Source organism: Microcella sp., assembly GCF_019739195.1.
Lineage (GTDB): Bacteria > Actinomycetota > Actinomycetes > Actinomycetales > Microbacteriaceae > Microcella.
This window is the reverse complement of record NZ_JAHHDS010000003.1, coordinates 2145531-2158633: the sequence shown is the minus strand read 5'-3', so window position 1 is coordinate 2158633 and position 13103 is coordinate 2145531. Positions and strand designations below refer to the sequence as shown.

At 69.1% G+C, this 13103-nt stretch carries 11 protein-coding genes; 6 read left to right on the top strand and 5 right to left on the bottom strand.

Annotation, left to right across the window (positions count from 1 at the left end):
* The first annotated feature begins 50 nt into the window (after positions 1 to 50).
* Together KL788_RS12210 and KL788_RS12205 are read left to right on the top strand one after the other, a co-directional pair.
* Entirely contained in the window at positions 51 to 788 is a 738-nt protein-coding gene (locus KL788_RS12210; RefSeq protein WP_293172054.1) for a hypothetical protein, read from the top strand.
* A gap of 76 nt (positions 789 to 864) precedes the next feature.
* Positions 865 to 2043, top strand: coding sequence for an acyl-CoA dehydrogenase family protein (locus KL788_RS12205; RefSeq protein ID WP_293172051.1), 1179 nt, complete (start codon positions 865 to 867; stop codon positions 2041 to 2043).
* A gap of 55 nt (positions 2044 to 2098) precedes the next feature.
* Here KL788_RS12205 and KL788_RS12200 read toward each other — a convergent pair whose 3' ends face one another.
* Positions 2099 to 4849, bottom strand: a complete 2751-nt coding sequence (locus KL788_RS12200; protein ID WP_293172048.1) for a glycosyltransferase — start codon at positions 4847 to 4849, stop codon at positions 2099 to 2101.
* 117 nt (positions 4850 to 4966) lie between these two features.
* On the opposite strand from KL788_RS12200, the gene KL788_RS12195 reads away from it, so the two are divergent.
* From KL788_RS12195 to KL788_RS12180, 4 genes are read left to right on the top strand one after another with little or no spacing between them, the layout of a single operon-like run.
* A complete protein-coding gene (locus tag KL788_RS12195; RefSeq protein WP_293172045.1) occupies positions 4967 to 6277 on the top strand; it encodes an O-antigen ligase family protein in 1311 nt (436 codons plus the stop codon).
* Positions 6274 to 7524 carry an O-antigen ligase family protein gene (locus KL788_RS12190; protein WP_293172042.1) on the top strand — a complete coding sequence of 417 codons (1251 nt, stop codon included), beginning with the start codon at positions 6274 to 6276 and terminating at the stop codon, positions 7522 to 7524. The genes KL788_RS12195 and KL788_RS12190 overlap by 4 nt, the downstream gene beginning before the upstream one ends.
* Before the next feature lie 58 nt (positions 7525 to 7582).
* The gene (locus tag KL788_RS12185; protein WP_293172039.1) at positions 7583 to 7909 is read left to right on the top strand and encodes a helix-turn-helix domain-containing protein; all 327 of its coding nucleotides are present in this window, start codon (positions 7583 to 7585) and stop codon (positions 7907 to 7909) included.
* Positions 7896 to 9146 carry a type II toxin-antitoxin system HipA family toxin gene (locus KL788_RS12180; protein ID WP_293172036.1) on the top strand — a complete coding sequence of 417 codons (1251 nt, stop codon included), beginning with the start codon at positions 7896 to 7898 and terminating at the stop codon, positions 9144 to 9146. The genes KL788_RS12185 and KL788_RS12180 overlap by 14 nt, the downstream gene beginning before the upstream one ends.
* 5 nt (positions 9147 to 9151) lie before the next feature.
* Here KL788_RS12180 and galE read toward each other — a convergent pair whose 3' ends face one another.
* The 4 genes from galE to KL788_RS12160 form a co-directional block, all read right to left on the bottom strand.
* Positions 9152 to 10108, bottom strand: a complete 957-nt coding sequence (gene galE / locus KL788_RS12175) for a UDP-glucose 4-epimerase GalE (RefSeq protein WP_293172033.1) — start codon at positions 10106 to 10108, stop codon at positions 9152 to 9154.
* A 9-nt stretch (positions 10109 to 10117) separates the two neighbouring features.
* Positions 10118 to 10321 carry a hypothetical protein gene (locus tag KL788_RS12170; RefSeq protein WP_293172030.1) on the bottom strand — a complete coding sequence of 68 codons (204 nt, stop codon included), beginning with the start codon at positions 10319 to 10321 and terminating at the stop codon, positions 10118 to 10120.
* On the bottom strand, positions 10318 to 10527 hold the full coding sequence (locus KL788_RS12165; RefSeq protein ID WP_293172027.1) for a type II toxin-antitoxin system HicA family toxin: 210 nt from the start codon (positions 10525 to 10527) through the stop codon (positions 10318 to 10320). Before KL788_RS12165 ends, KL788_RS12170 begins: the two co-directional genes overlap by 4 nt.
* A 104-nt stretch (positions 10528 to 10631) precedes the next feature.
* Entirely contained in the window at positions 10632 to 13091 is a 2460-nt protein-coding gene (locus KL788_RS12160; protein ID WP_293172024.1) for a cell wall-binding repeat-containing protein, read from the bottom strand.
* Between the last annotated feature and the right edge of the window lie 12 nt (positions 13092 to 13103).

The following is a 13103-nucleotide window of genomic DNA, read 5'->3' as shown; positions in this document are numbered from 1 at the left end:
GCCGGTCACGATTCGACTACGGCCGAAAGTGACTCACCTAGGCTGTGGCCATGGCTCACCCGACTCTGCTCGAGAGTGTGGTCGGCGTGCGCGAGCCGCTCGGGCGCGGCCTAATCGTCGTGATCGTCGCCCTCGGTGCTCTGCACGTGGTTGCGGTCGTCACGGCATCGTTCTGGCGCACCGCGACGCCGACCCTGCGCTCCACTGTCGGCGCGTGGTTCCACCTCGACAGCGAAGCGGGGCTCGGCACGTGGTTCGCCGTGCTGCAGCTGGCCTTGGCCGCCACGATCGCCGCACTCATCGCCGCGCGCGAGCGGTCAGAGGGCCGCACGTGGCGCGGCTGGGCGTTCGTCGCGGCAGTTCTCGCCGCGATGTCTCTCGATGAGCAGATTCTCGCCCACGAGCAGCTCGGGCGAGTCGCCGCCAGCATGGGGCTCGCGGTCGGCGGGGTGAGCCCATGGTTTCTGGTGGCGCCCGTGGTGCTCGTCATCGTGGGCTGTGTCGTAATGCCTTTCGCCGCGCGGCTTCTGCGTCGCACTCGCCGCGGTCTCATCGTCGCGGGCGCCGTCTTCGTGCTCGGCGCCCTGGGCTTCGAGCTGCTGTCATGGGCCTACGTGCTGCTCATCGCGCACGACCCCGCTGCCGCGCTGTCGCCCGTGGTGGGAGTGCTGCAGCTGTGTGAAGAGAGCCTCGAACTTCTAGGGGTCACCCTCGCCATCTCGGCACTGCTCGACCACGCCTGGTCGACGGCTCGGTCACCCCTTGGTGCGCACTCCACAACGCCGTAGGCCTCGCCTGGCGCACGCATCACCGGGCACGACAAACCCCTGGCCCCCGTGCTGTCGGCGGGCGTAGCCTCGCGCCATGACCTTCCCCACGCTCGCCAGCGATTTTTACGGCTTCGAAGCACTTCTGCGCGACCACGAGAAAGAGCAGCTCGTTCGGCTGCGCACTTTTCTCGAGAGCGAGGTGAAGCCGGTCGTCAACGACTACTGGGATCGCGCCGAGTTCCCCCGCCAGATCTTGCCCGGGCTGCACGACCAGCAGGTCTTCGGCAACTTGTGGGCTGAAACCAAGGCGGGCGACTACAGCGCCGTCTACGGAGGCTGGACCGCTCTGGAAATGGCGCGCGTCGACGCGAGCATCGCCACCTATGTCGGGGTGCAGAACGGCCTGGCCATGGGCTCGATCGGTGTCGCCGGCTCGCCCGAGCAGCGCGCCGAATGGCTGCCGAAGCTCAAGACCGGCGAGATCATCGGCGCCTTCGGGTTGACCGAGCCGCTCTCGGGCAGCGACTCAGCCCAGGGCCTGCGCACGACCGCGACCCGTGAGGGCGACGAGTGGGTTCTCAATGGCAGCAAGCGCTGGATCGGCAATGCGACCTTCAGCGACATCACCATCATCTGGGCCAAGAGCACCGAAGACGGCCAGGTCAAGGGATTCATCGTGCCGACGAGCACGCCCGGGTACACCGCGACCAAGATCGAGCGCAAGCAGGCGCTGCGTATTGTGCAGAACGCCGACATCACGCTCGAGAACGTACGCGTGCCCGAGTCGCTTCGACTGCAGAACGCCCACTCGTTCCGCGACACCGCCGCTGTGTTGCGCCTCACGCGCGCCGAAGTGGCCTGGGCCGCGGTCGGCACCTCGATCGGCGCCTACGAGGCCGCCGTCGAGTACGCGAAGAGCCGCGAGCAGTTCGGCAAGCCCATCGCGAGCCACCAGCTCGTGCAAGACCTACTCAGCCGCAGCCTCGGCAACATCACGGCGAGCATCGCGTTGTGCACGCGTGTCTCGCAGATGCTCGACGACGGAGTGCAGCGCGACGAGCACGCCTCGCTCGCCAAAGCTTTCGCGACCACGTCGATGCGCGAGACCGTGGGCCTCTGCCGCGAACTGCTCGGCGGCAACGGCATCGTGCTCGACTACGACGTCGCTCGGTTCCACGCCGACGCCGAAGCGCTCTACAGCTATGAGGGCACGCGCGAGATGAACAGCCTCATCGTGGGCCGCGCCATCACGGGGGTCGGCGCCTTCGTCTGATCGGCAACCGCGGTCGGGCGACCCAGAACGTCGGGTCGGGATGCTCGAGTGCGGCTCAGCTGCGTGCGCGCATCCACACCGGGCGGTCGCCCAGGTCGATCGTCGAGGCCGGTCCGCGTCGATGCGGGTGCAGTCGGTCGTGGGCCTGGGCGGCGAGCGGTGGCAGCAGACGGCGGCGCATCCGCGTCGGCAGCGCGCCGGCGAGCCGCATGCCGAGCCGCATGAGCCCCGGGCGCCGCATGATGCGCAGCCCCAGCTGGTGGTACGACGAGACGCCGTGCGCGAGCGGGATGATGCGCTCGGTTGCCCATGAGATGGTGCGCGCGAGCGCATCGTCGTGCGCGACGAGAGCCGTGAAGTACTCCGAAGTGGTCGAGCGCAGCAGGCGCTCGGCGGCGACCTCAGCAGCACCGGCGCGCCCCGACGCGGCCGGGTACTGCTCTGTGAGCACCTGCAGGTAGACCAGTCGGCTGCGCAGAAAGGCGACCGACGATGACGCGTTCGCGGAGTGCGTGCGGTAGCGGATGCGGGTGCGCGGCTGCGCGGCCACCGTGAAGCCGCGGCGGTAGAGCCGCAGGTACAACTCGTCGTCTTCGTAGCCAGACAGCCGACGGTCGAAGCCGCGCACCTGCTCGAGCGCGCTGCGGCGCATGAGGCTCGCCGAGGGCAGAGCCATGATGTCGGTGCGCACGATGTCGGCCACCGTGCGGCGGTCGAGCACGACGGCGGTCTCGGTGAGGTACGAGCTGACGATCGTGTGACCCTGATCGTCAATGAGGTCGAAATCGCCGAAGACCCACGCGAGAGAGGGGTCGGTCTCGATCGTCTGGGCGAGCACTTCAAGATGGTTCGCGCGCCAAACGTCGTCTTGATCGAGGAAGGCGATGAACTCGCCACGGGCGGCACGGATACCCGTGTTGCGCGCTGCGCTCTGCCCCGCGTTGCCCTGCCGAACGATGCGCAGCGCGAAGGGCAGCGTGAGCTTCTCGATGAGCGCCACCGAGTTGTCGGGTGATCCGTCGTCGACGACGACGACCTCGAGGGGCTGGTGGGTCTGGGCGGCGATGGATTCGAGTGCTTCGCGCACGTACCGCTCGCCACGATAGAGGGCCATGATGACCGAGATGGCGCCCGGCACCGTCTCGACCGGGCTGCTCGCCCACAGCATGGCCTCGTGCGCGGGCCCGGGCATCGGAACGACGGAGGGGATCGCTTCGGCCTGCAGCGCACCGATCTCGCCGCGCAGACCGAGCAGACGATCGTCGGCGGCAGTGGTCCAGGCGCCCGGCAGGCCCTCGCGACGCGCCTCGAGCACCTGTTCGGCGACGGAGGCCCACTGGGTGGCGCACCAGCGGTCGCCGTGGGACACCGCCGCGCGGCTGAGAAGGTATGAGCCGTCGATGGCGGCGATCGTGCTCGACTCGTCGCCGCCTTCGCCGAGTTCAACGATCGCGGTCGCGACGGGCGCGAGGGCGTCGTCGAAGAGAGTGCGATGCCCGAGCGCTGAGGCTTCGACGTAGAGCCGAACCGTCCACCGGGCGGCATCGATGAGCTCGCCGGCGTCGGTCAGGCGCGACCAGAGGGCACGGGCGGCGGTCGGGTCGGTGTGCAGCAGGGCGAGGGTGCGATGAGCGCGCGATTCGGCTTCGATGATGCGCGAGTCGCCGTCGAAGACGTGGAATCGGTGGCGCTTATCGGCGACCGCGGCCTCGGCGAGCGCGAAGTACTCAACGGCCTCGGGCCACTCGATGCGGTGCACGACGCGACGCATGCCGCACGCGAACGCCGCGGGCGAGATCACGATGGGCAGGGGCTCCCCCGCCGCGATGCGCTGCGCGACAGCGCGCGGGTCGGCGAGGTCGACGCCGTGCACCTCCGCGACGATCGCCACCATGTCGCGCTCGGCCTCGACCGCATCGATACCGGAGTTGACGAGCGTGCGATAGCGGCGCACGGCCATCGCGGCGCGCAGCAACCCAGGGCTCGCGGGGTCGCCGGCGAGCGCGCCGAGAAACTCGGCGACGTGCGCGTGGCTCGGCCCGGTCGACGTCACGCTGAGCTCGAGACCCGGCTCGACGGCGGCAGCGGCGTAGAGCGTCGGCCCGTCTCGCTCGACCGTTGCGCTGCCGAAGCCGCTGTCGACGAGCATCGTGCGGAGGGCATCCTGCGATGCCAGAAAGAGGTGGCCGCCCGGGCCGACCGCCTGAATGGCCGCCTGCTCGGTCGCGGGCCGCACGATCTCGGCCGCAGGCGTCGTCAGCAGCAGCACGCCGCCCGGCGCGAGGTGCACGCGCATGGCGTGCAAGAACTCGCGCGGGTCGGGCACGTGCTCGACGACTTCAGAGGCGAGGATGACGTCGAAGGTTCGCCCGAGCGTGGTCTCTGCCGTCACATACTGCTCGAGAATGTCGACGCCGAGCTCGCGCGCACCCCGGCGGCCCGAGTACGAGGGTTCGACCCCGAGAGCATTCCAGCCGAGCACGTCGCGCGCGTACCGGGTGGCGAAGCCGTAGTTGGCGCCGACGTCGAGAAAGCTCGTGCCGGGCCCGCGGTCGACCCGGTAGAGGTTCTGCAGAATCGTGTCGATGCCCGCTTCTGACTGCAAGTAGTGGTCGACGAATCGGTCGTTCGGCTCGCTCTGCAATTCGCCGCCGTGCACAGTGATCGACGCGCACGAGTCGCACAGCGTGCCGAGCATGGGCGTCTTCACCGAGGTCTCGGCGGTGAACAGCGTCTCGACGTTGCGCTCGGCATCGCAAGGGATGCACCGGGCGCGGCGTCGGCCGCTTATCCAGGTCAGACTCATCGGCCGTCTCTCGTCTCAGTGCGGGGCGTGCGGGGCGTGCGAGGGGTGAAGCGTGCAGGTGTCGAGCGGCCAGGCCCCGGCCGGTCGGCGCGGGGATCGCGCCGGTAGGCTCATCGCATGACGTGGCTTCGCGAACGACGCGTGGCCCTGGCCGCATTCACGTTCTTCACCCTGCTCGCCGGAGACGCGTGGCGCAACACGATCAGTTGGTACGGCTGGGGCCTGATCGCTCTCGTCATCATCGTACTGTGGGGGATCGTCGCTTTTCGGCTCGGCGTCGATCTGCGGCGCATCCCGATCGCGCTGGGCGCCCTGCTGGGCCTGATGGCGGCTTCCATCGTCTGGTCGTACTACCCGGGTGCGACGGCGGTCGGCCTGCTCACCACCGGCGCGACCGCCTACATCGCCATCGTCATGGCTCACACGGTCTCGCTCGCGCAGCTGCTGCGCAGTCTTGGCGTGGCGCTGCGGTTCATCATCGGGCTCTCACTCGCCTTCGAACTCTTCGTTGCGGCCGTGCTGCAGCGGCCCGTGCTGCCCTTCTGGGTGTCGTGGGAAGAACCTTTTCCGAAGGCCTTCTACTGGTCGCGCGCACTGTTGTTCGAGGGCGGACGCATCCAGGGAATCCCCGGCAATGCCAACCTGCTGGCGTTTGCCGCCTTGCTCGGGGTCATCGTGTTCAGCATCCAGCTGGCTGAGCGCCGGGTCGGGGCCGCAGCGGGGTGGGGCTGGCTTGCCGCCTCGCTCGCGACGCTCGCCCTCACGCGGTCGTCGACCGTGCTCGTCGCGGGCGCGGCCGCGCTCGTCGCCTTCGGGGTGATCGTGCTGGCGCGGCGACTCAGCGCCCGGGGCAAGCTCGTGCTCTCGGGCGTCACAGCAGTGGCCGCGGCCGGCGTCGTCGCCCTCGCTCTGACCTTCCGTGAACCGCTGCTCGCGCTCGTGGGGCGCAGCGACGACCTCACCGGTCGCCTCGACATCTGGGCGGCGGTCATCGGCCTCGCCGAGCAGCGCCCCGTGCTGGGCTGGGGCTGGGTCAGCTACTGGGCACCCTGGGTCGAACCATTCGACGACCTCGTCGTCATCAATGGCGTCACCTATCTGCAGGCCCACAACGCGTGGCTCGACGTGCTGATGCAGCTCGGCTGGGTCGGGCTCATCGTGTTCACGATTCTCATCGTCACGACGGGCGCGCGCGTGCTCTCGTGGTCGGTGGATGCCCCCCTCGGCGACGCCGCCCCCACCGCCGCCCTGCGCCTGCTGCCCGCCCTGCTGCTCACCGTGCTGCTCGTGCACAGCCTCGCCGAGTCGCGTCTGCTGATCGAGGCCGGGCTCGCGCTGCTCGTCTACCTCGCGGTCGCGAGCCGCGTGCGCGGACTCACCATCGCGGCCTCTCGCGTACTGCCGACCTCCGCGCCGGTGACCCCATGATGCAGAGCATTCGGGCCTTTCTCGCCTCGCCGCGCTTCACCCAGGCACTCACCGAGGCGATCGTGGGTGTTGCCCTCGCGACCTTCGCCGTGCGAGCACTGCTCGGCTGGCCGGGCAGCATCGCCGTGCTGTCGAGCCTTGTGCTTCTCGCGGCACTGAGCCTGGCTGGCCAGCCCGAGCGCATCGAGTGGCGCGGTGTGCTGCCGCTCTCGCTCATCGCCCTGTTCTCTCTCATCACGGTGAGCATCATCTGGAGCCAGTACACCTGGGCGACGGTGGGCGGCATCGCCTACGCTGCCGCCTTCGCCTTCCTCGGCGTCTACATCGCGCTCGTGCGCGACCTCATTCAGCTCGTGCGGGCGGTCGGCAACGCGTTGCGCGTCATTCTGACGGCGTCGTTCGCCCTCGAGGTTCTCAGCGGAGTGCTGCTCGACGCGCCCTTCACCTGGATCGGCATCACCGGCGACCTCGCCGCGGGTGGCCCCGTGCAGGGTCTCGCGGGCACGCGCAACGCCTTCGCCTTCCTCGGCGCCCTCGCCGTGCTGAGCTTCTGGATCGAATACCGCACGCGCTCGGTCTCGCGCGGCCTCACCGCCTACTCGCTTGCCCTCGCGGGGGCGACGATCGTCTTCGCGCGCTCCCCCGTCGCCTACCTCGTTCTCGCGGCAGTACTCGTGGTCGGGCTCGCGCTCGTCATCATTCGCCGGCAGGAGGCCGTCGCCCGGCGGGCGACGCAGTCAGTGCTGCTCATCTCAGCGACCGTCTTCGGCGTGCTCGCCTGGGTCTTTCGCGGCCCGCTCGTCGGGTTCGTGGATGCCGCTGCCGATGTCGAAGAACGCACGAGCGTCTGGTCGGCCGTCGGTGACCTCGTGGCGCAGCAGCCTGTGCTCGGCTGGGGCTGGGTCGGAGTCTGGCCCGTCGACGTCTACCCGTTTTCGAGCGTGCGCTCGAGCAGCGGAGTACAGCCCGAATCGGCGCTCAACGCCTACGCCGACATCTGGCTGCAACTGGGTCTCGCGGGCATCATCGTGCTGCTCATCGCGCTCGGCCTCGCGTTCGTGCGCGCCTGGCTCGTCGCGGCCGACCGCCGCAGCACGGTCTATGTCTGGCCGGCGCTCACCCTGGTGCTGCTCGCGACCGTGAGCATGACCGAGAGCTACCTGCTCTACGAGGGCGGCCTGCTGCTCTTCGTCACCTCGGCGTTCGCCGCGGCGCGCAACCGCTCGTGGCGCGGGCGGTTCGACTAGATAAAGAATTCTTTGCCTTAAGGCTCTTACTCGCAGTATTCTTTCTGTGGAGGCCCCCATGGCAGAGCGAACGATCTCCGAGGCGACGGCCGAGACGCTGCGCGTGCTCGGGCAGAACATCGCTGCCGAACGGCGCGCCCGGCGCTGGAAGGCTGCCGATCTGGCTGAGCGTGCGGGCATCTCGGCACCCACTCTCTCGAAGATCGAGCGCGGCGAGCCGGGCGTCGCGATCGGGTCGGTCTTCGAAGCCGCCTACCTCGTCGGCATTCCTCTCTTGAGCGCCGATCGTTCACTCGACGAGGTGCGTGCAAGCACCACCGCTCGACTCGCGCTCGTGCCGCAACGGTCGCGCGACACGGCGAGGTCGGTCGATGACGACTTCTAGTACCCCTTCGACCGCGTACGTGTGGGTCTGGCTGCCTGGCGCACTCGACCCCGTCGTGGCCGGGCGCGTCGATCGCGTCGGCGAGCGCTACGACTTCACCTATGGTCGCTCGTACCTCGATCGCCCCGACGCGATCGCTCTCTACGAACCCGAGCTGCCGTTGCGGCGCGGCCCGCAAGCCCCCACGCCCCCGCTCGACATCGCCGGGTGCCTCGCCGATGCGGCCCCCGACTCGTGGGGCCAGCGCGTCATTCTCGCCCGTCGGCTCCGCCGCCTCGACCGTTCGAGCGACACGGGCGATCTCGACCGCATCACCTACCTGCTCGAGTCGGGGTCAAACCGCATCGGCGCCCTGGACTTTCAGCTCTCCCCCGCTGAGTACGTGGCGCGCACGGGCGCGATCGACACCACGATCGACGAACTGCTGCTGGCCGCCGATCGACTGCAAGAAGGAGCTGCGCTGTCGGATGCCCTGGCTGCGGCCCTGCTGCGCGGCACGAGCATCGGCGGCGCGCGCCCGAAAGCCCTGCTCGATGACGGCGCGACCGGCCGCATCGCGAAGTTCTCGTCGACGACCGACCCGTACCCGGTCGTGAAGGCCGAGGGCGTGGCCATGGAACTCGCCCGACGCGCGGGCGTCACCACCCCGGCGACCGACGTCGTCGAGGTCGCCGGACGCGACGTGCTGCTCGTCGATCGCTTCGACCGCACGCCGGCAGGGGCGCGGCGCATCGTGGTGTCAGCTCTGACGATGCTTGGGCTCACCGAGATGACCGCGCGATACGCCACGTATCCCGACCTCGCCGACATCGTGCGGCGGCGCTTCGACAACCCGACCCAGACCTTGCATGAACTGTTCCGGCGCATCGTGGTCAACGTGGCGATCGGCAACATCGACGACCACGCCCGCAACCACGCGGCGTTCTGGAATGGCTCGACGCTGTCGCTGACACCCGCCTACGACCTGTGCCCGCAGTTGCGCTCGGGCACCGAGGTCACGCAGGCCATGGCCATCACACGCGACGGCGACCGGCGGTCACGGTTCTCAGTATGCCGCGCGGGTGCCGTCGAGTACCTGCTGACCCCGCGCGAGGCCGACGCGATCATCGAGGAGGTGCGGGCGGTCATCCACGACGAATGGGCCGACGCCGCCGACCACAGTCGCCTCTCGGCTGCTGACCGTGCCCTGCTCTGGGGTCGTCAGATTCTCAACCCCTCGGTCGAGTACGACGACTGACCGGCCTAGGCGCGAGCGGCGATCACCGAGTCGATGATGTCGTCGAGGTCGTGCTGCGCCCGCCACCCGAGCTCGTCGGCGATGCGACTGACGTCGGCCACGACGGCGGCAGGGTCGCCGGGCCTGCGGGGGCGGGGCACGGCGGCGGGAGCATCCGTCAACCGAGAACGGATGCCCTCGACGACCTCACGAACGCTCGACCCGACTCCCGTGCCGACGTTGTAGACCCGGTGCGGCTCGAGCTGGCGCGGCAGCGCGTCGAGCACGGCCAGGTGCGCCTCGGCGAGGTCGCGCACGTGCACGAAGTCGCGCACGCCCGTGCCATCGGGGGTCGCGTAGTCGTCGCCGAAGATCTGCGGCCCGCGCCCGGCGTCGAGCTGCGCGAGGGCCATGGGCACGAGGTTGAGCACGGCCGTGTCGGCCAGGTCGGGCCAGCCGGCACCGGCCACGTTGAAGTAGCGCAGGCTCGTGACGCGCAGGCCCTCGGCACGAGCGACGTCGGCGGCGAGCCACTCGCCCGCGAGCTTGGTCTCGCCGTAAGGGTTCACGGGCACGGTCGGCGAGTCTTCGGTCACCACCCCGTCGGCGTCGCCGTAAACCGCCGCCGAGCTCGAGAACACGAGGTCGCGCACGCCCGTGGCGAGCATGGCTTCGAGCACCGCGGTCAGCGAGCCGCCGTTCTGCTGGTGGTACCAGAGGGGGCGGGCGACCGATTCGCCGACCTGCTTGCGCGCCGCCAGATGGATGACCGCGTCGACCCCTTCGTCACGCATGACCCGCGCGAGCGCAAGTGTCGCGCCGTGCTCGGCGAGGTCGAGCTCGTGCGCGGGCATGCCGGCAACCCGAGCCCTCACGCCGTTGACGAAGTCGTCGACGATGACGGCCATGTCACCGCGCTCGACGAGCAGTCGGCAGATGTGCGAGCCGATGTAGCCGGAGCCTCCGGTGACGAGTACGCGCACCCCGCCAGTCTAGGCGGGCACCGCGAACGCGTACGCGATGTCGAGTTTCGTCTGGGCGCCGTTTGGCAGATCGAGCACCAACGCGATCACCTCACGAACGGCACGATCGAGACCAGGGAAATCATCAGCGAATGTGTGAGCGCCCGGCAGGTCGCGCACAGTCGCCAGCAAGTGATCGCCTTCGCGCTCCACATCGACGATGTAGGTCGTCACCGCAACCACCCCTTTCCGAGTACCGGTTCGAGATCTCGCTCGATGGCACGCACGGTACCTTTCGGTACATCGCCGCCATGGTACGGCAGCGTCGTGCGAGCCGTTTTGCCGTCGGCGTGCACGACAAAGAGTCGATGCGAACCGCGCTGGCGGACGAGAACGCCACCAGCGGCACGTATTTTCTTCTCAATCACGCGCGCCTTCACGGGCGCAAGGGTCGTGTGCGCGCGGTGTAGGTGGGCGCGACAGGCCGTTCCCGGTCACTGACGCCAGCGCGCGAGCTGCTGGGGAGGACCGGCGCTCGGAGCAGCTAGCAGCGCTTGAGGTCGCGCGCGTTGTTGCTGAGCAGCGCCGTGCCGCCGAGAACGGTGACCTTGGCGGGGCCGAGGTCGAGAATGTCGTCGACGATCGCCGACTGCACACAGGGGGTGTCGGTGATGTAGAGCGGGCCGCCCACGAGGCCAGAGAGCACACCGCCCGCGAGCGCGTCAGGAAAGTTGAAGCCGTAGGTCAAGAACACCTCGGGAGCACTGGTCGGGTGCGCGAACTCGTTGATGAGCCGCGAGGTGTCGAACCGCCCCGCACCGCCGAAGCGTTGCACGGTGACACCCGGAATGGCGTCGATCGCTGACGCGATGCCCGCCGAGACGACTCCCGTGCCGCCGGCGATGTAGACCTCTGAAGACTGCAGCGTGTCGTCGATGAAGGTGCGCGTCGACGTCGGAATGCTCGAGAGCCCACCATCGACGAGCAAGATCGGCACACCAGCGACAGCCGCCGCCGCACCTGCCGAGAGCGCGTCGGCGTATCCCGTTCCGGTGGCGACCCAAAGCGGCTGCCCCGTCGTGAAGCCTCCCTGGGTCAGCACGCGCTGCGCGATTGCCTGCGATGTTTGATAGCGGGATGCTCCGCTCACGCGCGTCACCTCGGGGGCATATGCGCCGAGTGCCGAGAACACGCCCGCTGACACGACACCTGTGCCGCCGACCACGACGATCTCGTCGGGATTGAGTCGCGTGAGCTCATTGCGCACGGCCAGAGGCAAGGTCGTCGCCTCGGTGAGCAGGAGTGGTCCGCCTTCGGCGCGCGCTGCAGGCCCGGCGCTGAGAGCGTCGGGGAACCCGGCCCCGCCGGCAATGTAGACGACGGGCACGTTCGGTGTGCCGGGGAAGGCGTACTGGGAGATCGCGATCGCCGTCTCGTAGCGACTCGGGCCCGAGAGTCGGGTATCGGTGGCGCGCAAGAACCGACCTGAACTGGGCGCCTGCTGCATTTGAGAACCCCACGAAGCCGCGGCCTGCCAGGTGTGCGTACCGAACAGTGAGCCGATCGGCACGCCCCACGCGCCGTTGGCCGCGACGGTCGCTGCTTGCGGCGCTCCACCGTCGATCGAAGCCGAGACCGAGTGCCGCGTGCTGCCGCCGATGACCTGCGCGGGCAACGAGGTCACCGACTCGTCGATGCGCGGAAAGACGTTGGTCAGCTGCGAATCGAAGCCGATGAGTGGCTCCCAGTCGGGGAAGATCTTGGTGACCTGCTCGTAGGCGGGGTTGATCGAGTAGAGCGTTGAGAAGACCCCGAGGTTGCCGCTCACCGAGCACGAGGTGACCGTCGAGTTCGTGGCGGCCGAGGTGATGCCCACCGCGCGCGAGCCGACCACGGCGGCGCCTCCGCTGTCGCCTCCGCGCACGCACACGGTCGAAACGATGCTGCCGACGCAGTAGTCGTCGCCCGGCGAGGGGCACGACGCCGGGCCGTTTCCGACGTACAGAATCTCATCCACGTCGATGATCGCGCCGCAGGTCCAGCCCGTCGTCGAACCCGACTTGCAGAGCGTGCTGCCGGTGATCGCGGGCCCAGCGTCGCGGATGATGAGGGGGGCCGAGGCGAGCGGCGCGCCGCTGGTGGAGTTGCCCCAGGTGACGACCTCGGGCTTGCCGACCCAGCTGCCGTTTGTCACCGGGGTCATGCCGAGGTCGTAGAACGTCTCGACTGGATTCTCTTCTTCGTCGAGGAATCCGGGATTGACGTAGTCGTCAGTGACGTGGAGGCCCGCGGCCCCGATCAGCGTGTCCGTGCTACCGAGGGTGCCGCCCGAGAGTGTTGGCCGAGTAATCGTGCGGGAGTTGCGGTTCGAGCCAGTATTCCCCTCGCAGTGCCCCGCCGACATGATCTGCAGCTCATCGGTGACGGTGTCGGTGCCGACGAAGCCGACGCTGCACCGGAAAGTACCTGAGCCTTTGGGAAACAGGTAAGGCATGCCTCCCCGCAGGTCGGCGGCGGCCTCGAGGCCCTCGATGGGCTCGGAGACGCGCGAGGCGAGGGCCGAGCCGAACTCGACGCGGGCTCCGACCGATTCGGCGATGCGAGCATCCGTCGCCGTCTCCACCGTGACGACGAGGTCGTAGCCCTCGAGACGTGCGTCGACGACCTCGATCACCTCGGTCAGGTCGGCGACCACGTCGGCGGCGGCGTTGCCGGCTTCGCTCTGTGCCAGCCATTCCGCACCGCTCAGCCCCACATCGCGGGCGAGGGCCTGCTGCAGGCCCGCGGGCAGCTCGGCCCCGGCCTCGACGAAGTCGCCCGGGTCGACGTCGATCATGCGCGTCGGCTCGTCAGTGATCGGCACGACGGGGCGCGCGGTCGCCCGCACGATCGACTGCGGCACGGTCGATGCGTCAGCGGCCGAGGCCGCCGTGATCGGTGCAGTCAGCAGAGAGCCCAAAACCATGAACGACGCCACTGCGCCGAGTCGTGCGAACCGCCTCATGGCGCACTCTCC

Excerpts from the sequence above, each read along its gene's own strand:
- KL788_RS12190 (WP_293172042.1), top strand. The coding sequence starts at position 6,274 with ATGATGCAGAGCATTCGGGCCTTTCTCGCCTCGCCGCGCTTCACCCAG.
- KL788_RS12160 (WP_293172024.1), bottom strand. The coding sequence starts at position 13,091 with ATGAGGCGGTTCGCACGACTCGGCGCAGTGGCGTCGTTCATGGTTTTG.
- KL788_RS12210 (WP_293172054.1), top strand. The coding sequence starts at position 51 with ATGGCTCACCCGACTCTGCTCGAGAGTGTGGTCGGCGTGCGCGAGCCG.
- KL788_RS12205 (WP_293172051.1), top strand. The coding sequence starts at position 865 with ATGACCTTCCCCACGCTCGCCAGCGATTTTTACGGCTTCGAAGCACTT.
- KL788_RS12195 (WP_293172045.1), top strand. The coding sequence starts at position 4,967 with ATGACGTGGCTTCGCGAACGACGCGTGGCCCTGGCCGCATTCACGTTC.
- KL788_RS12200 (WP_293172048.1), bottom strand. The coding sequence starts at position 4,849 with ATGAGTCTGACCTGGATAAGCGGCCGACGCCGCGCCCGGTGCATCCCT.
- KL788_RS12180 (WP_293172036.1), top strand. The coding sequence starts at position 7,896 with ATGACGACTTCTAGTACCCCTTCGACCGCGTACGTGTGGGTCTGGCTG.
- KL788_RS12185 (WP_293172039.1), top strand. The coding sequence starts at position 7,583 with ATGGCAGAGCGAACGATCTCCGAGGCGACGGCCGAGACGCTGCGCGTG.